The sequence below is a fragment of the Actinomadura formosensis genome (assembly GCF_050948385.1).
Classification (GTDB): Bacteria; Actinomycetota; Actinomycetes; order Streptosporangiales; family Streptosporangiaceae; genus Spirillospora; species Spirillospora formosensis.
In genome coordinates, this window is the sequence record NZ_CP192011.1 from 5,779,273 (window position 1) to 5,803,783 (window position 24,511).

A 24,511-nucleotide genomic window follows, 5' to 3' on the forward strand; every position below is an offset into this window, starting at 1 on the left:
GCTCAGCCGACCTCTTGGATGCGGACCATGTTCCCGGCGGGGTCGCGGAAGGCGCAGTCGCGGATGCCGTACGGCTGCTCGGTCGGCTCCTGGACGACCTCGACATCGTGGGCCTGTACCTTCTCGAAGGTCTCGGCGAGGTTCCGGGTGGCGAGCAGGATCCAGCCGTAGGTGCCCTTGGCCATCATCTCGGAGATCACGCGGCGCTCGTCGTCGGTGATCCCCGGGTCGGCGAACGGCGGCGCCAGCAGGATGCACGTGTCGGGCTGCCCGGCGGGGCCGACCGTGATCCAGCGCATCTTGCCCTGCCCGACGTCGCTGCGGACCTCGAAGCCGAGGACGTCGCGGTAGAAGGCCAGGGACGTGTCCGGGTCGTCGTGCGGCAGGACGCTGGTGTGAATGGTGATGTCCATGACGATCAGGCTAGGCGCGGTCCGGTGACCTGCGCTTCTCGATTCCTGACCGACTCGGCCGGCGGGCGCGGCGCGGCATTCGTCGAGCAGTGCGTTGAACCGCCGTCCCGGCGGCGGCGCGGCCGGGCTGACGTTCGGGCGCGTGGCCGCTCTTCTGAGCGTTCGCCTCCGGGGGACGGGACGGGCATCATGGCGGGCATGACGTTTCAAGCCACAGGCAGTTTCAACATCGAGGCATGGGACGCCGAGAAGCCCTACGAGGAGCAGGACGGCACCAGGCTGACCCGCGTCCACGTCGGCAAGCACTTCCACGGCGACCTCGTCGGAACGAGCACCACCGAGCTGATCACCGTGGAGACGCCCGGCGGCCCCGCCGCCTATGTCGGGATCGAGCGCGTCCAGGGCATCCTGCACGGCCGCGAGGGGACGTTCGTCCTGCAGCACAGCGCGGGCAGCGAGGACGGGACGACCGACACCCAGTGGTTGCGGTGGCTGATCGTCCCCACGTCGGGGACCGGGGAGCTCTCGGGCATCCGCGGCCTCGGCCAGATCACCGTCTCCGAGGACGGCGGGCACACCTGGGCACTGGAGTACACGCTGGACTGACGGATCGCGGGCTGCCGGTAATGTTCAGGCATGCCCCCGGTCACCACCGACGCGACGCGCGAGCGGATCATCGACGCGGCCGAAGAGTGCTTCGGCCGCGTCGGCGTGGCCAAGACGACGGTCGAGGACATCGCCGCCGCGGCGAAACTGTCCCGGGCGACCGTGTACCGGAGCGTCACCGGCGGACGGGACGAGCTGATCCTCGCCGTCGTGCTGCGCGACCTGCACCGGTTCCTCGACCGGCTCACCGAGCGGCTGCGCAGCGAGCGGTCGGTCTCGGCGGCGGTCGTCGAGGGCACGCTGGACGCGGTCGAATACGTCCGCGGCGCGCCGGCCATCGCGCACTTCCTCGTGCCGGAGGCGGCGGGCCACATGCAGGCGGCGGTCGCGGGCGCGGCCGAGCACGTGCTCGCGCTGTGCTGCGACTACGTCCGGCCCTATTTCGAGCGGGCGCAGCGGCAGCGGACGCTACGGGCCGACATCGAGGTCGAGGGGACGGTGGAGTTCCTCTTCCGGATCATCACCTCGCTGATCGTGATGGACCGGGACCGGGACGCCGACGGGCTGCGCCGTTTCCTGCGCACCTATGTCGTCCCGGTGATCGCGGCGCCGTGACCCGGGCCGGGAGAGGGTTTCCAAGGTGAGGATCGAGAGGGGCCGGGAACGATGACCGGGACTGCGCACGAGAAGCGGGGAAGCGCGGCCGTGCGGCCGAGCCCGGTGTTCCTCGCGGTCGTGGCGGCGACCGTGCTGTGCGGCCTGCTCGCCTGGCGGTACGAGGACAATCCCGCCAAGGAGGCCCGGATCGCGGTGTTCGGGTTCGTGATCGCGGCGTGGATCGTGTCCCTGTCGCTGCACGAGTTCGGGCACGCGTACACGGCCTACCGGTCGGGTGACCGCAGCGTCGTCGCCAAGGGCTACCTGTCGCTGAACCCGCTGAAGTACTCGGACATGATCCTCAGCTTCCTGATCCCGGTGGTGTTCATCATCCTCGGCGGGATCGGCCTGCCCGGCGGGGCCGTCTGGATCGACCGGCACGTGATCCGCGGCAGGCTGCGGCACAGCCTGATCTCGGCGGCGGGCCCGCTGTCGAACGCGCTGTTCGCCGTGATGCTCGCCGTCATCTACAAGAACTTCGCCCACCAGGACCACGGCGTCTTCTGGCTGGGCGTTGCATTCCTGGCGTTCTTGCAGGTGACGGCCGCCATTTTGAACCTGCTACCGATTCCGGGCCTGGACGGCTTCGGCATCATCGAGCCCTATCTGCCGCGCCGGTGGGCCGACCAGGCGAGCGCCTACGGCGGCTATGTCTTCCTCATCCTGATCGCCCTGCTGTGGCTGGGGCCGATCAACGAGGCGTTCTTCGGCTTCGTCTACCACATCACCGGCGCGCTCGGCCTGGGCGAGCTGCCGATCCGGGTCGGGCACTCGCTCTTCATGTGGTGGAACGACTAGCGTCCCCGGCGAGGTGGCGGAGGATGCGGCGGAGCTGCTCGGTGTAGCGCTCGCGGAACTCGGGCGAGCCGGGGTCGAGGTCGAACACGCGGCGGACGGCGAGCGGCATCGTGACCGGCGCGGCGACCATGGCCATCACCGCCAGCATGACCGCGGCCGGGTCCAGGTCGCCGGCCAGTTCCCCTTCGGCCTGGCGGCGCCGCAGGTCGGACAGGTCCTCGCGGTCGCCGGGCGAAGGCTCGTCCAGGTTCCCGGTGAGGCCGCGCCAGGCGCTCAGCCGCGTCCCGCGGGGGTCGTCCAGGACGTGCCGCAGGTACCGGGCCGCCACCTCCTCGAACGGGACGGACGGGTCGTTGAACGTGGCCTCCCGCTCCCGCCAGCGCTGCAGGAGCGCGGCGTGCAGCCCCTCCTTGCCGCCGAAGTAGTAGTTGATCAGTTGCTTGTTGACGCCGGCGCGGTCGGCGATGTCCTGCACGCGGGCGCCCGCGTAGCCCTTGGCGGAGAACTCGTCCAGCGCGGCGTCCAGCAGCAGCCGCCGGGATCGCTCGGCGTCGAGCTTGCGCTCGTGCGGGGCGGGGGTGCGGCGCGTCCGCCTCGTCGTGTCCGTCACGGCCTCATGGTAGCCCCTTCTTCAACCAACCGGCTATTTGACATTGTCATCCGCTTGGTTGAACCTGGACGCATGTTCCTCATCACCGGAGCCACCGGAAACGTCGGACGCAACGTCGTCGGCGAACTGCTCTGCGCGGGCGCCAAGGTCCGCGCGCTGACCCGCGACCCCGCCACCGCGCACCTGCCCGGCGGGGTCGAGGTCGCACGCACCGGCGAGATGCCGCTGGACGGCATCACCTCGATCTTCCTGAACCCGGTCGTGTTCTGGGGCGGCGCGGACGGGCTGCTGTCCCGCGCGGCCGACCACGGCGTGCGGCGCGTCGTGCTGCTGTCGTCGGCCGCCGCGCTCGACGACGATCCGGCCAACGAGCTGGCCGCGCCCCACCTGGAGATCGAGCGGGCGATCGAGGCGTCCGGGATGGAGTGGACGTTCGTCCGTCCCGGCGAGTTCGCGGCGAACACGCTGGCCTGGCGGGAGGCGATCGGCACCGGGGCCGCCGTCCGCGGGCCGTACGCGGCGGCGCGCAGCACCCCGATCCACGAGCGCGACATCGCGGCCGTGGCGGCGAAGGCCCTGCTCACCGACGCCCTCGTCGGCACCAGGCCCCTGCTGACCGGCCCGGAGGCGCTCACGCAGCCGGAGATGGTGCGGCTCATCGGCGCGGCGAGCGGCCGGCCGGCCCGCTTCGAGGAGATCGGGCCGGAGGAGGCGCGGGAGGAGATGCTCAAGCGCCCCTACATGCGGGAGGGCCTGGTGGACGCCCTGCTCCGCCTGCGCGCCCACGCCGTCGAGCATCCGCCCGAGCCGTCCCCGGAGGTCGAGCGCATCACCGGCCGCCCCGCCCGCACGTTCGCGGAGTGGGCCGCCGACCACGCGGGCGACTTCCGCTGATCCGCACGGGCCGTGGCCCCTCCTCGGCCACCTCGATCAGCCCGGCGCCGGTGAGCTTGCCCAGAACGTCACCGGTGGACCCGCCGCCCGGCCGGATTCCACGGGAGTTGGATCCCCGGCTCCCCCACCGGGGATTAGGCTGATTTACTAGCCGACATCCAGCGCAAGCGTTCACTTACCAGGCTCCTGCCGGGAGGTTCCCATGTCCGTGGCCACGGAGAACACCGAGACGTTCGCGTCCCTGAACCCGGCCACCGGCGAGGTCGTCGCCGAGCACCCCGTGCAGGACGGGGCCGCCGTGGCCGCGGCGATCGAGCGCGCCCGCAAGGCCGCCGAGTGGTGGCGCGCCCTCGGCTGGAAGGAGCGCCGGCTCCGGCTGCTCAACGTCAAGGGGTCGCTCACCCGCAACCTGAACCGGATGGCCGAGCTCATCCACCAGGAGACCGGCAAGCCGGTGCAGGACGCCCAGCTTGAGACGATCATGGCGATCACCCATCTGGACTGGGCCGCCCGCAACGCGCACAAGACCCTCGGACCGCGCAGCGTCTACCCCGGTCTCATGGCGATCAACCAGCGCTGCGTGCTGGAGTACCAGCCGCTCGGCGTCGTCGGCGTCATCGGCCCCTGGAACTACCCGATCTTCACCCCGATGGGCTCGATCGGCTACGCGCTCGCGGCCGGCAACGCCGTCGTGTTCAAGCCGTCGGAGTTCACCCCCGGCGTCGGCGTGTTCCTCGCCGAACTGGTCGCCGCGGTGATCCCCGAGCATCCCGTGCTGCAGACGGTCACCGGGTTCGGCGAGACCGGCGCGGCGCTCGCCTCCTCCCCGCACGTCGGCAAGATCGCCTTCACCGGCTCGACCCGCACCGCCAAGCGGGTCATGGCCGCCTGCGCCGAGAACCTCACCCCGATCGTCGCCGAGTGCGGCGGCAAGGACGCCTGCATCATCGACGCCGACGCCGACCTCGACGCCGCCGCCGACGCCGCACTGTGGGGCGCCATGTCCAACGCGGGCCAGACCTGCATCGGCGTCGAGCGCATCTACGTCGTGGACGAGGCGTACGACGAGTTCCTCGGCAAGCTCACCGAGAAGGCCCGCGACCTGCGTCCCGGCTTCGACCGCGAGGCCGCCTACGGCCCGATCACCATGCCGGCACAGCTCGACATCATCGAACGGCACATCAAGGACGCGCTGGCCAAGGGCGGCAAGGCGGTCGTCGGCGGCCCCGAGTCCGTCCGCAAGCCGTACGTGGAGCCGGTCGTGCTGACCAACGTGCCGGACGACTCGGCCGCCGTCTGCGAGGAGACATTCGGCCCGACGATCACCGTCCACCGCGTCAAGAGCCTGGACGAGGCGGTCGAGAAGGCCAACAAGACCGGCTACGGCCTCGCCGGGACGATCTTCTCCGGCGACCGGTCCCGCGCGATGGACATCGCCCGCCGGATGCGGTCGGGCATGACGGCCATCAACGCGTTCGCCGCGTTCGCCCAGGTCGCCGCGCTGCCGTTCGGCGGTGTCGGCGAGTCCGGGTTCGGCCGCATCCACGGCGCGGACGGCCTGCGCGAGTTCGCCCGCCCGAAGGCCATCACCCGGCAGCGGTTCGCGACGATGAACCTGACCACGTTCGGCCGCAGCGAGAAGGAGATGGCCCGCGTCCTCGGCCTGATCAACATGATCCACGGCCGCCGCTACAAGCGGTGACGCCGTGCTCGCCCCCCGCCGGATTCCGGCGGGGGCCGCGCCTAGACTCGAAACCATGACATCCGGGACGTTCGGCGCACCCGTGCGCAGCCGCCTTCAGGTGACGCTCGGCGCGACACCTCCGCCCGCGCCCGGCCTGCGACCATTCGCCGACGCCGACGTCCCCGCGCTCGCCGCCGTCATGTGGGCGGCCTACCGCGGCACCCCCGACGAGGCCGACGTCGGCAACCTCGTCGGCGCGGCACGCGAGATCCAGCTCACCCTGGACGGCGAGTACGGCACGTTCCTGCGCGACGCGTCGTTCGTCGCCGATCACCACGGCCGTCCGGTAGGGGCCGCCTTGGTCACCCTCTATATGGACGTGCCGCTGCTGGCCTTCCTCTTCACCGACCCCTCCCACGCCGGGCAGGGCCTGGGCAAAGGGCTGATCCACGCGGCCATGCACGCCCTCGTCCAGCAGGGTCACGACACCCTCACCCTGGCCGTGACCCGCCGCAACCGCCGCGCGCGCCGCCTCTACGACCACCTGGGCTTCATCGAAGTCGCCTGACCCACCGAACCGGCCCGAAGGCGCTAAGCGGCCGGCTCAGGTTCTTTCGGTGCGGCCGCCGCGGACTAAGGCGGTCTGAGGCGGTGAATATAAGGCGTCGTCCCAATGTGGGGGGCGGGGGCTTAGGACGAACCTTGTACATGTCGGGCCAAGAGGGCCCGGCGGGAACAAGGAGAACGACATGATCCGCCCGGAGTTCAGCAGCGTCATCATCAGCGACCGCGTCAGGGTCCTGCGGAGCGAGGTGAAGAACGCACGCCGCGCCCGCATCGCGAAGGCGCTGAAGCGGTGACGCCCGCGGCCTGTCCGCACGGCCCCACGCCCCCGTCAGCTGACGGGGGCGTTCCTCATTTCCGGGCGCCGGCCGTCCGGGCGCCCGCCGGCTGCAACGGGGTCCGGCCGCGGATCAGGTCGGCGGCGCGTTCGGCTATCGCGATCGTGGGGGCGTTGGTGTTGCCCCGGGGGACGGCCGGCATGACCGAGGCGTCCACGACGCGGAGGCCCTCGACGCCGCGAACACGCAGGTCGAGGTCGCAGACCGAGTCGTCGCCGCCCATCGCACAGGTGCTCGTCGGGTGGAACAGCGTCGCGACGTCGCGGCGGATGAAGTCGATGATCGCCTCATCGGACTCGACCTGCTCGCCCGGCGCCCACTCGCCGCCGATCAGCGACGCGAGGGGGCCCGACGCGGCGATCTCGCGCGCCTGCCGGACGCCCGCGACCAGGATGTCCAGATCCGCCTTGTCGGCGAGGTAGGCGGGGTCGATCAGCGGCTTGGCGTAAGGGCTGGCGGACCGGAGGGTCAACGACCCGCGGCCGGCGACCGCGATCGCCGTGACCAGGACGGACAGCAGCCGCTCGGACGACTCGGTGAGCCCCTGGTCGACGAACGGCGTCGGCAGCACGTGGTACTGCAGATCGGGGGCGGGCAGCCCCTCGACCGTCCGGACGAAACCGCCCGCCTCGGCCACGTTGGACGCGTAGGGCCCGCGCCCCAGCGCCTGGTACAGGGCCAGGGAGCGCACGTTCGCCTGCTCCCCCAGGACCTTCGTGTGGGGCGTCGCGAACATGACGTTGACGAACGGATGGTCCTGAAGGCGTTGCCCCACCGGCGCGTCGGCCACGACGTCGATGCCGAGGGAACGCAGGTGGTCGGCGGGGCCGATGCCCGACAGCATGAGAAGCTGCGGGCTGTTCACCGCGCCGCCGGACAGCAGGACCTCCGCCTCCGCGCGGGCCGAGTGGATCTCGCCGCGCGCCTCGTAGCGGACGCCGGTCGCCCGCCCGTCCTCGATCACGACGCGGGTGGCGAGGGCGTCGGTGACGACCGTGAGGTTCGGCCGGTTCTCGATCGGATGCAGATATCCGTCCGCCGTCGACCAGCGGCGGCCGCGCTTGTGGGTGACCTGGTAGAAGCCCACGCCGTCCTGGTCGGCGCCGTTGAAGTCGGGGTTCGCGGCGAGGCCGTACGCCTTCGCCGACTGCACCCAGGCGCGGGTCAGCGGGTGCCTGTAGCGGAGGTCCTCCACGCGGAGCGGGCCGCCGACGCCGTGGTAGGGGACGTCGCCGCGCTGCTGGTCCTCGGCGCGGCGGAAGTAGGGCAGGAGATCCTCATAGCCCCAGCCTTCGCAGCCGTAGGAGTCGCGCCAGGTGTCGTAGTCGTGCCGGGCCCCGCGAATGTAGATCATCGCGTTGGTGGACGAGCTGCCGCCGAGCGTCCGTCCCCGCGGCCAGTACACGCTGCGTCCCGCCGCGTGCTCCTGCGGGACGGTCGCATAGTCCCAGTCGTACGGGCCCTTGATCATCGTCGCCACGGCCGCCGGGATGTGGATCTCCGGCGCGTCGTCGGGCGGCCCTGCCTCCAGCAGCAGCACCTGCACGGAGGGGTCCTCGGTCAGTCGGGCGGCGAGAACGCAGCCCGCGCTGCCCGCACCCACGATGATGTAGTCGTACACGGCGGCCTCCGAGGTCTTTCCGGAACCCTACCGAAGGGGCTTCGACCTGCGGCAGGGCTAGGCTGCTCGGCATGGCGAAGAACAGGGACAACCCCGTCGTGCTCTCCCGGATCTACACCCGCACCGGCGATGACGGCACCACCGCTCTCGGCGACGCGTCCCGGACCCGCAAGACCGATCCGCGCCTCGCCGCCTACGCCGACGTCGAGGAGGCCAACGCCGCGATCGGCGCCGCCCTCGCGCTCGGCTCGCTGCCGGAGGACGTCGCCGCGCTGCTGATCCGCATCCAGAACGACCTGTTCGATGTGGGCGCCGACCTGTGCGCCCCCGTCGTCCCCGATCCGAAGTATCCGCCGCTGCGTGTCGAGGCGTCCTACATCGAGCGGCTGGAGGAGGCGTGCGACGAGCACAACGCCGCCCTTCCGGCGCTGCGCAGCTTCATCCTCCCCGGCGGGACGCCGGGCGCCGCGCTGCTGCACCAGGCCCGGACGGTGGCCCGGCGCGCCGAACGCTCCGCCTGGACGGCGATCGAGGCGCACAACGGGCCGCCGGCCGCAGACGGCGAAGACGGCGTCCCCGAGGGCGGCGTCAACCCGCTGACCGCCAAGTACCTCAACCGGCTGTCGGACCTGCTGTTCATCCTCTGCCGCGTCGCCAACGCCGAGCACGGCGACCTCCTGTGGAAGCCCGGCGGGGAACGCTGACCGCTCCGGGGGTGGGGCTAACCCCACCCCCGGATGACCGGCTCCCCACCTGGTGACGCCGTCCCGACCACGCCAGGCTGGTGCTGTACGGGGCATGGCGACAACGGGAGAGACCACGTGAGGACCTTGACGGGCACGGCCGTCCTGGCTGTGGCGGCGACGGCGCTGACCGGCTGCGGCAACCTGAGCTTCGGGACCCACCACGAGGACCGCTCCTACACCGTCCCCTCCGGCGTCACCGCGCTGAAGATCCGGGCGGCCGGGAGCCGGATCGAGGTGACCGCGTCCGACTCCCCCGGCATCCGGGTCGGCGAACGGCTGCGCTGGTCGAACGAGAAGAACAGGCCGCGGGCGAAGCACGTCACCGAGGGCGGCGTCCTGAAGCTCACCTCGAAGTGCGGCACCCAGGTGATCGGGGTCGGCGCGTGCGGGGTCTCCTACCGCGTCCAGGTTCCGCGCTCCACCCCCGTGGAGATCGACAACGCGGACGGCACGATCATCGCCTCCGGGCTCGCCGGGGCGGTGCGGCTGCACAGCGGCAACGGCGCGATCACCGCGACGGACCTGCGCGCCTCCACCGCCTCCCTCAGCACGCGGGACGGGTCGCTGCGCGTCTCGGGCCGCGTCGCCACCGCCGACCTGCGCACCGACAACGGGTCCGTGGACGCGACCGGGCTCACCGCCGGCAAGGTCACGGCCCGCTCCCGCGACGGCCGCATCCGCGTCGGCGGCAGCATCACCGCCGCCGACCTGCGCACCGACAACGGCACCGTCGAAGCCCGCGGGCTGACCGCCGACCGGATCACCGCCAGGTCGAGGGACGGCGCCATCACCCTGCGCTTCACCGCGCCGCCCGCGGACGTCCAGGCCGGGACCGACAACGGCTCCATCCACCTGCGTCTCCCCGCCGGTGAGGGCTACGCGATCAACGCGTCCACCGGCAACGGCAGCAAGTGGATCGACCCGGCCCTCCACCAGGATTCCCAGTCGAAGCGGCACATCAAGCTCACCACCAGAGACGGCGGGATCTCCGTCACGGCACGCTAGCGGTCCGGGCCCGTCACTCCGGACGGCGCGGCTCCGGGTCCGCCGGCTCCGGAGGGTGCAGGTCGACGGGAAAGCCGGGCGGGGCCGCCTCCAGCCACGCCAGGAACCCCGTCAGCGCCGCCGCGCCCATCGCCAGCTCGACGGTCAGATCACCGTCCCGCACCTCGATGACGCTCACGTCCGGCAGCAGGCTCTGCGCCTCCTCCGGACCGGGACTGCGCCGGTTGGAGACGACAAGGCCCCGGCGGTGGATCACCTGCCGGGGCCTCCTGCGGAAACCGAACACGCGGTGCCAGTGCAGTACATCGCCCTTGTACCGGCCGATGCCGAGCCGCCACACTCCCGGGGCTCCGCCCTCCGGGGACAGTTCGCGCAGGCTGCACTCCACGGCGCCGCCGCGGCGTGTGAACAGCCAGCGGCGCACCGCCATGCTGACGAACAGCAGCGCCGCCACGAGGACGAGCGCGGCGAGCACACCGCCCACGTCCAGTGCCAGGTGCTCGCCCAACTCCACCGCCGTCCGTCGACCTCTAGGCCTCGATGCCCGCCGCGCGCAGCCGGGCCCGCGCCCGCCGCTCCGGCGTCGAGTCCTCGCTCTCGGCCGCGAGCGCCGCCTCCAGCGTCTGCCGCGCCTCCGGCACGTCGATCTCGTCGCCCAGCTCGGCCTGCTCCGCCAGCACCGACACCTCGTCGGCGGCGATGGAGAAGAACCCGCTGCCGACCGCCGCGGTGACCGGCTCGCCGCCGTCCGCCGGCTCGATCTTCACCACGCTACCGTCCAGGAGGACGCCCAGCACCGGGGCGTGACCCGGCAGGATGCCGAGCGAGCCCTCGACGGTCTGGGCGACCACCATCTTGGCCTCGCCGGACCAGATCTCGCGCTCCGGCGAGACCAGCCCGACCTTCAGGGTTGCCACGTCTGTCTCCTCCGACTAACTGGAGCGGTTCCGGCGGGGCCGCCCCCGGACGCACGGTCCCGGGGCGGCCCCGCCGGAGCGGACTACTTCTCCAGCTCCTTGGCCTTCTTCTCGACGTCCTCGATGCCACCGCACATGAAGAACGCCTGCTCGGGCAGGTGGTCGTACTTGCCCTCGGCCAGCGCCTTGAAGGAGGCGATCGTCTCGTCCTTCGGCACCGTCACACCGGGCTGGCCGGTGAACTGCTCGGCCACGTACATCGGGTGCGACAGGAAGCGCTCGATGCGCCGCGCCCGCTGGACGGTGACCTTGTCCTCCTCGGACAGCTCGTCGATACCGAGGATCGCGATGATGTCCTGCAGCTCCTTGTACTTCTGCAGGATCCGGATGACCTCCTGGGCGACCTCGTAGTGCTCGTTCCCCAGGATCTGCGGGTCCATGATCCGCGAGGTGGAGTCGAGCGGGTCCACCGCCGGGAAGATGCCCTTCTCGGAGATGCTCCGCGCCAGGGTCGTGGTGGCGTCCAGGTGCGCGAACGTGGTGTGCGGCGCCGGGTCGGTGATGTCGTCGGCGGGCACGTAGATCGCCTGCATCGAGGTGATCGAGTTACCGCGCGTCGAGGTGATCCGCTCCTGCAGCACACCCATCTCGTCGGCCAGCGTCGGCTGGTACCCCACCGCGGACGGCATGCGCCCGAGCAGCGTGGAGACCTCCGAACCGGCCTGCGTGAACCGGAAGATGTTGTCGATGAACAGCAGCACGTCCTGGTTCTGGACGTCGCGGAAGTACTCCGCCATCGTCAGCGCGGACAGCGCGACGCGCAGCCGGGTGCCCGGCGGCTCGTCCATCTGGCCGAACACGAGCGCGGTGTCCTTGAGGACGTCCGCCTCGTCCATCTCCACCCAGAGGTCGTTGCCCTCACGGGTGCGCTCGCCCACGCCGGCGAACACCGAGGTGCCGCCGAAGTTGCGGGCGACACGGCGGATCATCTCCTGGATGAGGACGGTCTTGCCCACACCCGCGCCGCCGAACAGGCCGATCTTGCCGCCCTTGACGTACGGGCACAGCAGGTCGATGACCTTGATGCCGGTCTCCAGCATCTCGGTCTTGGACTCCAGCTGGTCGAACGCCGGCGCCTTGCGGTGGATGCCCCAGCGCTCGTTGACCTCCAGCGAGGCGGTCGGGACGTCCAGCGACTCGCCGAGGGCGTTCCACACGTGGCCCTTGGTGATGTCACCGACCGGCACCGCGATGGACTCGCCGCTGTCGAACACCGGGGCGCCGCGGACCAGGCCGTCCGTCGGCTGCATCGAGATGGCCCGGATCATGTTGTCGCCCAGGTGCTGGGCGACCTCGAAGGTCAGGGTCTTCTCCTCGCCGCCCAGCGAGACCTGCGCGTTGAGGGCGTTGTAGATCTCCGGGAGGGCGTCGGCGGGGAACTCCACGTCGACGACCGGGCCGATGACACGGGCGACGCGCCCGGTCGCGGTCGCCGTCTCTACCTGTGCAGTCATTATCACTCCCCGCCAGACTCGGCGAGCGCGTCAGCGCCACCGACGATCTCGCTGATTTCCTGGGTGATCGCGGCCTGCCGCGCCTGGTTCATCTGGCGCGTGTAGACCCCGAGCAGTTCGTTGGCATTGTCGGTCGCCGACTTCATGGCCCGCCGGACCGACGCCTGGAACGACGCGGCCGACTGCAGCAGCATGTGGAAGATGCGGCTCTCGATGTAGTTGGGCAGCAGCAGGTCGAGCGCGGCCTGCGCGGACGGTTCGAACTCGTACGCCGGCGGGACCTCGCCGTCGTGGCTGTCCTCGATCTCCAGCGGCATCAGCCGCTTGACCCGGACCGTCTGGGTCAGCATCGAGACGAACTCGGTGTAGACCACGTGGATCTCACCGACCCCGCCCTCGGCGTCGGTCTTGAGGAAGTCCTCGGTGAGCCGGCGCCCGATCCGCTCCGCGTTCGCGAAGTGCGGACGGTCGCTGAACCCGTGCCAGGTCTCCGCGACCTCCCGGCCGCGGAACCTGTACCAGGTGATCCCCTTGTTCCCCACCACGTACGGGACCGGCTCGCGGCCCTCGTCCCGCAGCGCCCGGATCAGCGACTCGGCCTCGCGGATCACGTTGGCGTTGTAGGCGCCGCAGAACCCGCGATCACTCGTGACGATCAGGACGGCGCTGCGGGCGTCGGCCGGCTGCTCCTGCAGCAGCGGGTGGTCGATCCCCACGCGGTGGCTCACCAGCGCGGTCAGGGCCCGCGTGATCTGGTCGGCGTACGGCTTGGACGCCGCCACCGCCTGCTGGGCCTTGACGATCCGCGACGTGGCGATCATCTCCTGGGCACGCGTGATCTTGGCGGTCGACTTGACCGTCTTGATCTGCTGCCGGAGTTGGCGAAGCTGTGCGGCCATGGCCGTCAGCCCTTCTTGACGCGGGTGATCGTCTCCTGCTTGACGTCCTCGGCATCGATCGCCTCGACGGGCTCCTCGGCCAGCAGCTCGCCCTCGCTGGTCTGGAAGCCCTTCTTGAACTCCGTGATGGCGTTCTTGAGGCTGGTGAGACCGTCGTCGGAGAGCTGACCCGTCTCGCGGATGGAGGTGAGCAGGCCGCCCTCCTCGCGCTCGATGTAGTCGAGGAACTCGCGCTCGAAACGGCGGACGTCGGCGACGGGCACCTCGTCCAGCTCGCCGGAGGTGCCCGCCCACACGGACACGACTTCCTTCTCCGCCGGGAACGGCGCGCCCTGCGGCTGCTTCAGCAGCTCGACCAGGCGGGCACCGCGCTCCAGCTGGGCGCGGGACGCCGCGTCCAGGTCGGACGCGAACGCGGCGAACGCCTCCAGGTCGCGGTACTGCGACAGCGCGAGGCGCAGCGTACCCGCGACCTTCCGCATCGCCTTGATCTGCGCCGAGCCGCCGACCCGGGACACCGAGATACCGACGTTGATCGCCGGCCGGACGCCCTGGTTGAACAGGTCCGTCTCCAGGAAGCACTGCCCGTCGGTGATCGAGATGACGTTCGTCGGGATGTAGGCCGACACGTCGTTGCCCTTGGTCTCGATGATCGGCAGGCCGGTCATCGAGCCGCCGCCCAGGTCGTCCGACAGCTTCGCGCAGCGCTCCAGCAGGCGCGAGTGCAGGTAGAAGACATCACCGGGGTAGGCCTCGCGGCCCGGCGGGCGGCGCAGCAGCAGCGACACCGCGCGGTACGCCTCGGCCTGCTTCGACAGGTCGTCGAACACGATCAGGACGTGCTTGCCCTGGTACATCCAGTGCTGCCCGATCGCGGACCCGGTGTAGGGGGCGATGTACTTGTAGCCCGCCGGGTCGGACGCCGGGGCCGCCACGATCGTGGTGTACTCCAGCGCGCCGGCCTCTTCCAGGGCGCGGCGCACGTTCGCGATCGTGGAGCCCTTCTGGCCGATCGCGACGTAGATGCAGCGGACCTGCTTACTCGGGTCGCCGGTCGCCCAGGCTTCCTTCTGGTTGATGATGGTGTCCACGCAGACGGTCGTCTTGCCCGTCTGCCGGTCACCGATGATCAGCTGCCGCTGGCCGCGGCCGATCGGCGTCATCGCGTCGATGGCCTTGATGCCGGTCTGCAGCGGCTCCTTCACCGACTGCCGCTGCACGACCGTGGGGGCCTGCAGTTCGAGCGCGCGGCGCTCGGTCGTCTCGATCGGGCCCTTGCCGTCCAGCGGGTTGCCCAGCGCGTCCACGACGCGGCCGAGGAAGGCGTCGCCGACCGGCGCCGACAGGACCTCGCCGGTCCGCCGGACCTTCTGGCCCTCCTCGATCTTGCTGAAGTCACCCAGGACAACGGCGCCGATCTCGCGCACGTCCAGGTTCAGAGCCAGGCCACGGGTACCGTCCTCGAACTCAAGGAGTTCGTTCGCCATCGCGGAGGGCAGACCCTCGACGTGGGCGATACCGTCGCCGGAATCGACGACGGTGCCGACCTCTTCGCGCGCGGCGGCCTCGGGCTCGTACGACTGGACGAAGCGCTCCAGCGCGTTCCGGATCTCATCCGGACGGATCGTCAGCTCCGCCATGATTCCTCTCTTGCTCCCTAAAAGGTCAGCTCTACCGGCCTCAGCCGGCGCCGAGCCGCCGGCGAACGTCGTCCAGGCGTCCGGCGATCGTGCCGTCGATGATCTCGTCCCCGATCTGGATCGACAGGCCGCCGATCGCGCTCGGGTCGATCTCGATGTTCAGGTGTACTTCGTGCCCGTAGGCCGCGGCGAGCACCGCTGCGAGCCGTGTCCGCTGCTCCGCCGACAGCTCGGTCGGCGTCCGGACGAGCGCGACCAGCCGCTGCCGGCGCTGGGCGACGAGCTTGCCGTACTCGGCGAGCCCACCCTCCAGGCTACGTCCTCGCGGACGCAGCACCAGCTCGGTGACCAGGGTCAGCGTCGCCGGAGTGACCTTGCCCTCCAGCAGCGCGCCGACCAGGCCGGCCTTGCGGTCGTCCGGCAGCCCCGGTGCGGCGAGGGCGCCGCGCAGCGCGGCGTCCCCCTCGACGACCCGGGAGAACCGGAACAGCTCGTCCTCCAGGTCGTCGATCTGCCCGTCCGCCTCGGCGCGGGCGGCCTCGGCGGTGACCGCGAGGGTCTCCACCGCGTCCGCCAGCTCCGACGGCTTCGACCAGCGCAGCCGGACGACGTCGGCGACCAGCCCGAGAGCGGCCGGCGACACCTTGCCCTCCAGCAGGATCTGGACGAGCTGCGCCTTGTCGGCACCGTCGCGCGACGGGTCGGACACCGCCCGCCGCAGGCCGTGCTCGCGGTCGACCAGGTGCAGCACCGCGAACAGGTCGCCGCCGAGCGCGGCCAGGTCGGCGGAGGGAAGCACGGCCTCCAGCCGCTCCTTGGCCTCGGCCAGCGACGCCCTGCTCACCGCTCCCGTGATGGTCATGATGTGATCTGCTCCTGCGTGCGAGCGCGGCTTTCGAGCTCTTCGAGGAACCGGTCGACGACCCGGCTCTGCCGCGCGCTGTCCTCAAGGGACTCGCCCACGACACGCCCGGCCAGCTCGACCGACATGGCGCCGATCTCGGCGCGCAGCGACTGCAACGCCTGCTGCCGCTCGGCCTCGATCTGCTTCTTGGCGTCCTCGACGATCTTGCGCGCCTCCGCCTGGGCCTTCTGCTTGGCCTCGGCGATGATCTGCGCGCCCTGCTCCTCGGCCTTGCGCCGCTCGTTGGACGCCTCGACCGCGGCGGCCTTCTGCTGCGCCTTGTACTGGTCGAGGACCTGCTGGGCCTCTTTCTGCGCCTGCTCGGCCCGCTCGAGACCGCCCTCGATCGCCTGGGTCCGCTCCTCCAGCGTCTGCTGCAGGCGCGGGACGAGGATGCGGCCCAGGACGACCATGACGACGACGAACGAGAAGATGCCGACGACCAGCTCGTACGGGTGCGGGACGAGAGGGTTGTTCTCCTCCGCCGCTAGGACGGAAGCTGCTGTGATCATGTCTGCAGCCCTTCCTCAGATGGGACCCGTGGTCAAATGCCCTTGAAGATGAACGGAGCGACCAGACCGATCAGGGCGAGCGCCTCGGTGAGGACGAAGCCCAGCAGCATGTTGGTGCGGATCACGCCGGTCAGCTCGGGCTGGCGCGCGATGGCGTTCACGCCCTGGCCGAAGATGATGCCGATGCCGATGCCGGGGCCGATGGCGGCGAGGCCGTACCCGATCGCGGTGACGTTACCGTTGACGGCGGCGAGAACTTCTCCCGTCATGGGGTCATTCCTTTTCTGTCGGCCGGCGGAGGCTCCGCCGGTCTGGGCTAACGAGGTTGTCGATGGGCCTCGGCGCCGGGGCGCCGCGGCCACTTGGGGCTTAGTGGTCCGCTTCCAGGCCGCTCTGGATGTACATGGCGGCCAGCATCGCGAACAGGAACGCCTGCAGGAACTGGATGAGCAGCTCCAGCGCGGTCAGGACGATCGTGACGAGGACACCGACGATGCCGACGCCGAAGCCGAGCGCGGTGGGCTTCTCGAAGAGGAACCAGAAGCCGACCAGGCTGAAGAACGCCAGGATCGTGTGACCGGCGAACATGTTGGCGAAGAGCCGGACCGCGTGGGTGAAGGGGGCCAGGATGAACGTCGAGAGGTACTCGATCGGCACCAGCAGGAAGTAGACCGGCAGCGGCAGGCCCTTGGGGATCATGTTGGTGAAGTACTTCACCGGGCCCTGGTGCTTGAAGCCCAGGTACACCTTGACGACGTAGACGAACACCGCCAGGACGATCGGGAACGCGATGTGCGACGCGATCGGGAACTGGATGATCGGGACGACCGCGAAGATGTTCCAGATCCAGATCAGGAAGAACAGCGACATCAGCATCGGCATCCACCGGTCGGTGTTCTTGCCGAGGAACGGGCGGGCGATCTCGTCCCGCACGAACATGTAGCCGATCTCACCGATGTTCTGCATGCCGCGCGGCACGAGCTTCGGCTTGGCGAAGGCCGTCCAGAACAGGACGCACGTCACCAGCGCGCCGACGACCGCGAACACGACGGGTTTGGTCAGCCACGCGGGGCCGCCGGCGAACAGGGGCGGAAAGTCGAACAGCTCCGGGCCCGGGGCTTGGAACGTATCTCCCCCGGAGGCGAGGACCGTCAGCGCGTTCACGCGGCGTTCCCTTCATCAATGTGGTGATGTTTCACGAAGGCTTCCTCGGCGGCTTCCTTTGCTGGGCCGCTCAGGAGGAGTGGCGACCGTACTTCAGGTAGACCAGGTAGACGGCGAGCCCGGCACCGATGACCAGGCCGATCGGGATCAGCCAGGCCTGGTGCGTCCACTTGGACAGCAGCCACCCGAGCCCGCCCCAGATGAGCATCCCGGAGAGAAGGTAGCTGGGCACGGACCAGGCGACGTCGGCGAATTCCCGCTGACCGTCCTCCGGCCGGCGTTTCTGCTCGCTCATCGCGCTCCGGACGATAGCAGGCCACCCGTGCGGTGGTCATATTGGAGTAGTCCTTGGGGGCAGGCACCGTCCGCAGGGCCTGCATCACGGACTCCGGTCAAGGGCGTCCTCGGCGTCGTCAATGTAGGGCCTCCGCTGCAGCGCGATGCGGAACTCGGCGGCGATCCAGAGCAGCGCGAGCGCGATGACCGTCCAGCCGAAGACCGTGGTGTTCCAGATGGAGACGCTGTCCATCGCCGTGACCAGCACCATCACCGCGAGGATCTTGACCATGTAGCTCGCGAGGGCGGCCAGCATCATCGTCTGCGCGGAGTACCTGGCGGCCCACGAGACCACCAGCGCGCTCACCGAGAAGAAGGCGATCACCACGACGGAGGCCAGCGCCGCCGCCAGGGCGCCCTTGGCGCCGGCGGTCAGCAGGCCGATCAGCACGGCGCCCACCCCGACCGCCGAGGTCGGGATCGCGGCGCCGCGGAGCATCCGGGCGTCGGAGGTATGCATGAGGGCTCCGGCTGGTCACGTTGAGTGTTCGTCTCTTGTTCGTGAAAGGTATCACAAGCGTCCGGAATGTCCACAATTACCCTAGAGGTAATGCCGATCCAGGGTCCGGGAGGCTACGCCCGGTAACGCTTGTACCTGGACTTTAGCCCAGCTCATCCCATGCATGGCCCAGTTCCGCCGGGACGGGCGTCCCGCTGGATCGTTCCTCGTCCGGCGGGACGGCGGCGCAGGTCAGACGTGCATCTGGGGGCGCTGTGCGGGCCGGCCGCCGGTGCCCGGATCGCCGGCGGGTTTCTTCCGGCGGCCGGGCTTGCGGAACATCAGCACGACACCGCCGATCGCGACCAGCAGCGTGATCCCGAGGGTGAGCCACGCGGCATCGAACAGCGCGAGCCCGACCAGGCCCGAGGCCAGCAGCCCCACCCAGAAGTACATGATCAGCACCGCGCGGCGGGTGGAGTGGCCGAGCTCCAGCAGCCGGTGGTGCAGGTGCTGCTTGTCCGGAGAGAACGGCGACCGGCCCTGGCTGGTGCGCCGCAGCACCGCCAGCAGCATGTCCATGAACGGCACCGCGGCCACCGCCGGGATCAGCAGCACCGGGACGAAGAACGGGAACAGCCCGTTGGCGAGGAAGGCCGCGTCGAACTGGCCGGTCAGCATGATCGTGGACGCGCTGAGCAGCAGCCCGATCAGCATCGAGCCGGTGTCGCCCATGAAGATCTTGGCGGGGCTGAAGTTGTGCGGCAGGAAGCCCGCGCACATCCCGAACAGCACCGCAGCGGTGAGCGTCGCGCCGGTCAGCGTGGACAGCCCGTGCGCCTTCGACAGCAGGTAGGCGTAGGAGAACAGCGCGAGCCCCGCGATGCCGACGACGCCCGCCGCGAGCCCGTCCAGGCCGTCGATGAAGTTCACCGCGTTGATCGTGGCGACCACGATGAAGACGGTCAGCGGCACCCCGTAGGCGGGCGGCAGCGACAGCGACTCGCCGTTCGGCAGCGGGATCGCGTAGATCTGGATGCCCTGCATGATGAAGATCCCGGCGGCCGCGACCTGCCCGGCGAACTTGGTGAGCGCGTCCACCTCCCAGCGGTCGTCGGCGATGCCGATCAGCACGATCAGCCCGCCCGACAGCAGCAGCGCCTTGGCCACGCTGATGTTGCCGTCCGCGAGGACCTTGCGCATCTCCGGCAGCCCGGTCGCGACCACCAGCGCCGCCACCATCCCGCCGAACATCGCAAGACCGCCCAGCCGGGGCGTCGGGATGACGTGCACGTCGCGGTCGCGCGGCACCGCCTGCGCGCCGAACCAGATGGCGAACCGGCGCACCGACGGGGTCAGCAGATAGGCGACGAGGGCGGCGACGAGCATCGTGAGCAGGTACTCCCGCACTCCCCTGCGCCTCCCTCACCCATCGCCGCTGGCGTGTTACCCCGTCCGGCACGCCCCATCCACGGGCCGCCTTCACAGGTGTGTCATCGTCGTAGACGACCGGCCGATGCGATGTGTTCACGCCGCGACCGACCAACTGTAGACCCACCCGGGCGCCGTCCGCTGCCGATCACACCGTCCGGACCCGGTGCGCGCATGATCCCGGCGCCGACGATCAGCAGCGCGAGGCCGGCGAGGCACCGGTCGCCCATCGAGAACGCCCACGGGCCGCTCGCCACGACCTCGCCCCCGGCGTCCGCGACGATCAGCAGCAGACCGGCCGAGACCAGCCCGGCGCCGACCCCGCGGCGCGGTGCCGGACGGCGCGCGACCAGGGCCACGGCACCGAGCGCGAGCGCGAGCAGGGCGGTGCCCGGCCAGCCGCCCGTCCAGCGCGGCGCGACGTACCGGGGCGGCGCGACGGCGATCGCGTGCTTCGGCAGCCGCACCCGGATCCGCATGCCCTCGTGCGGGGCGAGCATGGTCTGGATGAAGTCCACGGCGTAGGGGCCGTCGCGGTCGCGCAGGCAGCGGGTCGTCGCGCCGGGGGTGCCCGCCCGGCAGGTGGCGTACCGCAGCGGGACCGGCGCCTCCACCCGGACGGCGGCGTTCCCGATCGGAACGGCCCAGGACGTGCCGATCGCGTCCCACACCAGTTCGTCGTGGTCGCTGTGCGGGGTGAACGCCCGCCCCACCTCGTACTCGATCACGTACGCCTGGCGGCCGCGGACCTCGCGGTGCCGGTCGCCGACGCTGATCCGCACGTCGCGCAGGAACCGCGTCATCCGGGCGCGGGACGGCGCGCCGGTGGAGGAGCTGGTGCGGACGTTCCGCACGTCGAAGACCCGGTCGCCGCGGCGGAACGGCACATGCCGGACGATCCCGTGCTCGCCGCTCTGGTCGAAGTCGTAGGTGATCGTCTCCCGGACGTACAGGACGCCGTCGGTGCCGATCGTGAGCACGACGTCGTAGGTCGGGATGTTCTCGCCGACGGCCGGTTCGGGCGGCTGGACGGTCCCGGGGACCCCGGGCACGGGCTCCGCGGCATGAGCGGGGGCGGGCAGCACGAGCACGAGGATCAGCAGCAGGAGACCCGCGCGAACCGCGGACCTCCGGATACGGCCACGCACCTCAGGCATGGTTTCACTGTTGCCATGATCGTGTCGGCGTAACACGGCCCATGCTCCGTCCGGCCGGGCGCGAACGGCTTCCTGGACGTTGGACGCGTCCAAAGTCCGATCGGTTCGCCACCCCCGAAGAACGTCCGGCCCTGGTCAGCCTGTAAGCCCGACATAAAGATGACCATGCGGACACTGCTAAGTTATCGGCTGCTAACCCCCGAAACACAAGAGCCTGGAGGGACCTATGCGGCGAATCGCTGCACTAGCCCTGGCCGCAGGCACCGTGATGGCCGGTATGGCCGTCGCGGGCGCCCCCGCCGAGGCGGCCGCCAGCTACGGCTGGAAGCCCTACGACTCCTACCCGTACATCAACGCCTGGGGCACCTACAGCCGCAGCGGTGGCAAGACCTACGTCAAGGGCTACCTGCAGGACACCAAGAAGAACGGCTGGACCGCCTGCGTGCGGTTCCTGTTCACCGAGGGCAGCTACCGGTACTGGTCGCGCTTCAAGATCGTCGGAGTGACCTCCGGTGGCACGAAGTACAACTACGACGGCGTCGCCAAGGTCAGCATCAGCACGAGCTCCAGCTACAGCAGCCACCTGTACGTGCAGGAGTGCGGCCGGAGCAAGTCGACCGGCAAGTACGTCTACGGCAAGGGCAAGAAGCTCTTCTGAGCCGTCCTCGCGTCGCCTGACGACGGTGTCGCCTGACGGCACAGGCCCCGCCCGGCCCGGCGGGGCCTTCCCGAGCGCGATCACGATGCCGGCGAATCATGTGTGCCGGAGTCAGTCGTTCGCAGGGCGCCACATGCCCGCCGCCCGGGCCGCGCCCACACCGCCGGTCACACCGATCGCCAGGGCCAGAACCGCGGCGGCCGTCATGGCACCGCCGAGGACTCCCCACGAGAACCATCCCTCCTGGATCTGGGCGACGAAGAACAGCCCGTGACAGGCCGTGACGAGGCCGCCGATGAGCGTGGCCAGCCACAGCGGCACGGTGAGGTTCCAGAGCGCCACCCGCAGGTAGACCGACCGCCGTTCCGTCTGCACGGCGAGCGGCGCCAGCGCGGTGCCGAACTGCAGGAATTCCGCGGCCGCACTCGTCGCCGCGGCGGGCAGCAGGACGAGGATTCCCGCGCCACCGAACAGCACGATCCAGTCGCCGAGCCGATTGAGCGTCGCCGCCGCACCGCCGTACTCGATGCCGAGCCCGTCCGCGGGCACGCCGAAAACGGCGAACGAGAGCTGCTGGACGCGCCATCCCTCGCCCCGCTGCGAGCCGATCAGGACCAGAGAGCCATCGCGCATCTTCGCGTAATCGGCGTCGGGAACGGCCCTGATCCGCAGTCCACGATCATCCTCCGCTCGCCAGCGGACGAGTTCCTGAATCCGGGCGTCACCGGTGTTCAGGGACGCCGGCCAAATTTGCGCTCCGCAGTTCAGCCGCACGCTCATCAGGACCGCACACGTCCCGGTCAGCGTGACAGGCCCGCCTTCCCCGCCGGTCAGCCGCAACGTCTCGAAGCCCTGCGGCACACCCTGCAGAAACCGCTGCACCTGGGCCCCGCTCGCGCCGGCGGGGTCGACGATGAGCACCTGGTCCCCAACCCGCTTGGAGGTCTCGACGGCCGCACGTGCGGGCTCATTGAGGCGGCTTGTCCACACCTGGATCTGCGTGATCAGTCCCAGCCCGATCACGAGCGCGGTGGCCAGCCGGACGATCACCCCGGGATGGGCGGCGATCCACCGTCCGGCGATCAGCCGCTCCGCCCGTCCGCGACGCAGGCCGGCCGTGGCGAGGCGGCCCCCGAACCGGCGGCCCACCGCGGCCGCCGCCGACGGCAGCGCGGACCACATCACGACCGTGGCGGCGATGTAGAGCATGAGACCGGTCGTCCCCGGAACACCACTGCTCGCGACGATGCCGGACACGGACACGGCGAAGACGGCGAGCCGCCATTTCGGCACACGCGAGGCGAAGCTTCGAGGACGCGTCGCGCGCCCGGTGCGGTCCACCTTGTGCAGGCCGACGGCCAAGAGCAGGATGATGACGAACGCGCTGATGAGCACGGGCGGAACGGCCCACGCCCAAGCTCGGATGTCGAACGCGCCCATGACGTAGCCCGTGACCGGAAGCGGGACGTCCACGAACATCATCGGAACGATCAGCGCTCCGCCCGCGAGCACGCCGAGTAGCGCGGGAGGCGATGCCTCCCCGATGGTCATCAGCGCCCGGTGGCGTCGCCCAGCCCCCAGCGTCTCCAGCAACGCGCTGCGGCGGTCGCGGGCGGCCGAGCCGCACCGCGCCGCGACCACGACCAGCGCCAGGCACGGCAGTCCCGTCAGGCCGCCGACGGTCGCCAGCACCTGCGCCAAGGGCCAGGCGTTGAGCCGCTCGCCCAGCGGCGACCAGGTGTGCCCGCCGAAACCGGCGATCTTGATCCAGCCGTCTCCGTGCCGGTCGGCGTTCGCGGGTTGCACGTAGGCGAACAGTTCGGACGGGGAGGCGATTCCTGCAGCGCCGATCCGGCCCGCGTACCGGCCGTAGCGCGTCCTGACATGCTCGTACGCCGGACGGTCAGCCAGGGCCGGCGACAGGAACACCTCTCCCGGGCCGGGCCAGCGGCTCAGGCCGGGGGGCGGTGCTGCGGACGCGTCCAGCGGAACGACCTGGACGATCGTCACGGGAGTGCCGCCCAGCGTGTCGCCCCCCTCTGCCCACAACCCCACGGCCGCCGCCGTACCGGCCTCGGCCGGGAGCGGGCTGCGCGCGAGGTCCCGCCGCTCTCGCCCGTCGTAGACCGCCGCCGTGCAGGCCAGCGCCAGCAGGCCGACCGTCAGCACCAGCGAGGCGAGGGTCAGCGCGACGAATCGCACTCGGCCGCCGTGGGCCGCCTTGCCCGCCGCCCAGCCGACCTTCAGCAGCCGCCCCGCCAGCCGCGGAGCACCCCAGCCGCTCATGGCTGCTCCACGAGACGGCCCGCGTCCAGCGACACCCGCGCGTCCGCCCGCGCCGCGATCACCGGATCATGGGTGGCCACGACGAGCGCGCATCCCCGGCTCCCGGGCATGTCGAAGAGGATGTCGGCGACGGTGTCCCGGGACCGGTGGTCCAGCGCGCCGGTGGGCTCGTCCGCGAGGACCACGGCCGGCTCGGTGACCAGTGCCCGGGCGACGGCCGTGCGCTGCCGTTCCCCGCCCGAGAGCAGCCCCGTCGTCCCCTGCGGTGGCACGCCGAGCCACCGCAGCAGGTCGTGCGCCGCGCCGTAGGCCCTCCGGCGATCGGTGCCGGCGAGGAGCGCGGCGACGGCGACGTTCTCCAGCGGCGACAGTTCGGGAAGCAGTTCCCCGAACTGGAAGACGACACCGATGTGGCGGCGCCGATGGGCCGCGAGCGCCCGTGCCGTCATCCGCGTCACATCACCGCCCGCCACCGTGATCGTCCCTGCATCGGGTGCGACCAGCCCGAGCGCACACATGAGCAGTGTGGATTTGCCGCTCCCGCTCGGACCGGTCACCGCGAGCGACCGGCCGCCCCGCACCTCGGCATCCAGCCCGTCGAGGAGCACGCGGTCCCGCAGGACGTACCGCAACCCTTCAATGCGCAGCGCCGTAGCGTGATCGGCCACGCTTCTCCTCCTCATCCAGATACCCGGAAACCGGCTCGGCGGTGTCGGGG

The 24,511-nt window shown here is 70.7% G+C and carries 27 protein-coding genes; 9 read left to right on the forward strand and 18 right to left on the reverse strand.

The genetic code is table 11. The features are described from left to right. Positions 1-2: 2 nt before the first annotated feature. Positions 3-413 (reverse strand): VOC family protein, encoded by a 411-nt coding sequence (locus ACQP1N_RS27220; RefSeq protein ID WP_067803079.1) that lies wholly within the window; start codon positions 411-413, stop codon positions 3-5. A gap of 198 nt (positions 414-611) precedes the next feature. Here ACQP1N_RS27220 and ACQP1N_RS27225 point away from each other — a divergent pair, with 198 nt between their 5' ends. Genes ACQP1N_RS27225 through ACQP1N_RS27235 form a run of 3 tightly spaced genes read left to right on the forward strand, consistent with a single transcriptional unit; the run spans position 612 to position 2,474 of the window. Continuing rightward, positions 612-1,019: a DUF3224 domain-containing protein gene (locus tag ACQP1N_RS27225; RefSeq protein ID WP_433227459.1), complete on the forward strand. Its 408-nt coding sequence runs from the start codon at positions 612-614 to the stop codon at positions 1,017-1,019. A gap of 30 nt (positions 1,020-1,049) precedes the next feature. Continuing rightward, positions 1,050-1,634, forward strand: a complete 585-nt coding sequence (locus ACQP1N_RS27230; RefSeq protein ID WP_433227460.1) for a TetR/AcrR family transcriptional regulator — start codon at positions 1,050-1,052, stop codon at positions 1,632-1,634. Positions 1,635-1,685: 51 nt separating this feature from the next. After that, entirely contained in the window at positions 1,686-2,474 is a 789-nt protein-coding gene (locus ACQP1N_RS27235) for a site-2 protease family protein (RefSeq protein WP_067803088.1), read from the forward strand. On the opposite strand, the gene ACQP1N_RS27240 is transcribed toward ACQP1N_RS27235, so the two are convergent. Then, on the reverse strand, positions 2,455-3,084 hold the full coding sequence (locus ACQP1N_RS27240) for a TetR family transcriptional regulator (RefSeq protein ID WP_433227461.1): 630 nt from the start codon (positions 3,082-3,084) through the stop codon (positions 2,455-2,457). The two genes, ACQP1N_RS27235 and ACQP1N_RS27240, sit on opposite strands and share 20 nt — an antisense overlap. A gap of 72 nt (positions 3,085-3,156) precedes the next feature. Here ACQP1N_RS27240 and ACQP1N_RS27245 point away from each other — a divergent pair, with 72 nt between their 5' ends. From ACQP1N_RS27245 to ACQP1N_RS27255, 3 genes are all read left to right on the forward strand, one after another. Then, the gene (locus ACQP1N_RS27245) at positions 3,157-3,978 is read left to right on the forward strand and encodes an NAD(P)H-binding protein (protein WP_067803094.1); all 822 of its coding nucleotides are present in this window, start codon (positions 3,157-3,159) and stop codon (positions 3,976-3,978) included. 202 nt (positions 3,979-4,180) lie between these two features. Then, on the forward strand, positions 4,181-5,680 hold the full coding sequence (locus ACQP1N_RS27250) for an aldehyde dehydrogenase family protein (RefSeq protein ID WP_433227462.1): 1,500 nt from the start codon (positions 4,181-4,183) through the stop codon (positions 5,678-5,680). 55 nt (positions 5,681-5,735) lie between these two features. Then, the gene (locus ACQP1N_RS27255; RefSeq protein ID WP_067803100.1) at positions 5,736-6,230 is read left to right on the forward strand and encodes a GNAT family N-acetyltransferase; all 495 of its coding nucleotides are present in this window, start codon (positions 5,736-5,738) and stop codon (positions 6,228-6,230) included. A 347-nt stretch (positions 6,231-6,577) separates the two neighbouring features. Here ACQP1N_RS27255 and ACQP1N_RS27260 read toward each other — a convergent pair whose 3' ends face one another. Further along, entirely contained in the window at positions 6,578-8,185 is a 1,608-nt protein-coding gene (locus tag ACQP1N_RS27260; RefSeq protein WP_433227463.1) for a GMC family oxidoreductase, read from the reverse strand. A gap of 71 nt (positions 8,186-8,256) precedes the next feature. Between ACQP1N_RS27260 and ACQP1N_RS27265 the strand changes: the two genes are divergently transcribed. Together ACQP1N_RS27265 and ACQP1N_RS27270 are read left to right on the forward strand one after the other, a co-directional pair. After that, entirely contained in the window at positions 8,257-8,889 is a 633-nt protein-coding gene (locus ACQP1N_RS27265) for a cob(I)yrinic acid a,c-diamide adenosyltransferase (protein WP_067803110.1), read from the forward strand. Between the two features lie 117 nt (positions 8,890-9,006). Continuing rightward, positions 9,007-9,936 carry a DUF4097 family beta strand repeat-containing protein gene (locus tag ACQP1N_RS27270; protein ID WP_165488433.1) on the forward strand — a complete coding sequence of 310 codons (930 nt, stop codon included), beginning with the start codon at positions 9,007-9,009 and terminating at the stop codon, positions 9,934-9,936. Positions 9,937-9,949: 13 nt separating this feature from the next. Here ACQP1N_RS27270 and ACQP1N_RS27275 read toward each other — a convergent pair whose 3' ends face one another. From ACQP1N_RS27275 to ACQP1N_RS27335, 13 genes are all read right to left on the reverse strand, one after another. Further along, a complete protein-coding gene (locus ACQP1N_RS27275; RefSeq protein ID WP_242608951.1) occupies positions 9,950-10,450 on the reverse strand; it encodes a DUF2550 domain-containing protein in 501 nt (166 codons plus the stop codon). A 16-nt stretch (positions 10,451-10,466) separates the two neighbouring features. Then, positions 10,467-10,853, reverse strand: a complete 387-nt coding sequence (locus ACQP1N_RS27280; protein WP_067803120.1) for a F0F1 ATP synthase subunit epsilon — start codon at positions 10,851-10,853, stop codon at positions 10,467-10,469. Between the two features lie 83 nt (positions 10,854-10,936). Next, complete coding sequence (gene atpD / locus ACQP1N_RS27285; protein WP_067807137.1) at positions 10,937-12,367, reverse strand: F0F1 ATP synthase subunit beta; 1,431 nt, start codon at positions 12,365-12,367, stop codon at positions 10,937-10,939. A 2-nt stretch (positions 12,368-12,369) separates the two neighbouring features. Then, positions 12,370-13,266 (reverse strand): F0F1 ATP synthase subunit gamma, encoded by an 897-nt coding sequence (locus ACQP1N_RS27290; RefSeq protein ID WP_067807134.1) that lies wholly within the window; start codon positions 13,264-13,266, stop codon positions 12,370-12,372. A gap of 5 nt (positions 13,267-13,271) precedes the next feature. Further along, on the reverse strand, positions 13,272-14,906 hold the full coding sequence (gene atpA / locus ACQP1N_RS27295; RefSeq protein WP_067807131.1) for a F0F1 ATP synthase subunit alpha: 1,635 nt from the start codon (positions 14,904-14,906) through the stop codon (positions 13,272-13,274). Positions 14,907-14,946: 40 nt separating this feature from the next. Next, positions 14,947-15,768 carry a F0F1 ATP synthase subunit delta gene (locus ACQP1N_RS27300; RefSeq protein ID WP_067807128.1) on the reverse strand — a complete coding sequence of 274 codons (822 nt, stop codon included), beginning with the start codon at positions 15,766-15,768 and terminating at the stop codon, positions 14,947-14,949. Continuing rightward, positions 15,765-16,322, reverse strand: a complete 558-nt coding sequence (locus tag ACQP1N_RS27305) for a F0F1 ATP synthase subunit B (protein WP_174548913.1) — start codon at positions 16,320-16,322, stop codon at positions 15,765-15,767. Before ACQP1N_RS27305 ends, ACQP1N_RS27300 begins: the two co-directional genes overlap by 4 nt. Before the next feature lie 32 nt (positions 16,323-16,354). Further along, positions 16,355-16,591, reverse strand: coding sequence for an ATP synthase F0 subunit C (gene atpE / locus ACQP1N_RS27310; protein WP_067807125.1), 237 nt, complete (start codon positions 16,589-16,591; stop codon positions 16,355-16,357). A gap of 100 nt (positions 16,592-16,691) precedes the next feature. Further along, entirely contained in the window at positions 16,692-17,486 is a 795-nt protein-coding gene (atpB, locus tag ACQP1N_RS27315; RefSeq protein WP_067807122.1) for a F0F1 ATP synthase subunit A, read from the reverse strand. 70 nt (positions 17,487-17,556) lie between these two features. After that, on the reverse strand, positions 17,557-17,781 hold the full coding sequence (locus ACQP1N_RS27320; protein ID WP_067807119.1) for an AtpZ/AtpI family protein: 225 nt from the start codon (positions 17,779-17,781) through the stop codon (positions 17,557-17,559). 84 nt (positions 17,782-17,865) lie between these two features. After that, on the reverse strand, positions 17,866-18,282 hold the full coding sequence (locus tag ACQP1N_RS27325; RefSeq protein WP_067807116.1) for a hypothetical protein: 417 nt from the start codon (positions 18,280-18,282) through the stop codon (positions 17,866-17,868). A gap of 231 nt (positions 18,283-18,513) precedes the next feature. Further along, complete coding sequence (locus tag ACQP1N_RS27330; RefSeq protein ID WP_067807112.1) at positions 18,514-19,671, reverse strand: MraY family glycosyltransferase; 1,158 nt, start codon at positions 19,669-19,671, stop codon at positions 18,514-18,516. An 83-nt stretch (positions 19,672-19,754) separates the two neighbouring features. Next, positions 19,755-20,849: a DUF2207 domain-containing protein gene (locus ACQP1N_RS27335; RefSeq protein ID WP_433227464.1), complete on the reverse strand. Its 1,095-nt coding sequence runs from the start codon at positions 20,847-20,849 to the stop codon at positions 19,755-19,757. 226 nt (positions 20,850-21,075) lie between these two features. On the opposite strand from ACQP1N_RS27335, the gene ACQP1N_RS27340 reads away from it, so the two are divergent. Further along, complete coding sequence (locus ACQP1N_RS27340; RefSeq protein WP_131732858.1) at positions 21,076-21,507, forward strand: hypothetical protein; 432 nt, start codon at positions 21,076-21,078, stop codon at positions 21,505-21,507. Between the two features lie 111 nt (positions 21,508-21,618). Here the strand turns inward: ACQP1N_RS27340 and ACQP1N_RS27345 are convergent, their stop codons facing one another. Then, positions 21,619-23,793, reverse strand: coding sequence for a hypothetical protein (locus ACQP1N_RS27345; RefSeq protein ID WP_433227465.1), 2,175 nt, complete (start codon positions 23,791-23,793; stop codon positions 21,619-21,621). Next, positions 23,790-24,461 carry an ABC transporter ATP-binding protein gene (locus ACQP1N_RS27350; protein ID WP_433227466.1) on the reverse strand — a complete coding sequence of 224 codons (672 nt, stop codon included), beginning with the start codon at positions 24,459-24,461 and terminating at the stop codon, positions 23,790-23,792. The genes ACQP1N_RS27345 and ACQP1N_RS27350 overlap by 4 nt, the downstream gene beginning before the upstream one ends. Between the last annotated feature and the right edge of the window lie 50 nt (positions 24,462-24,511).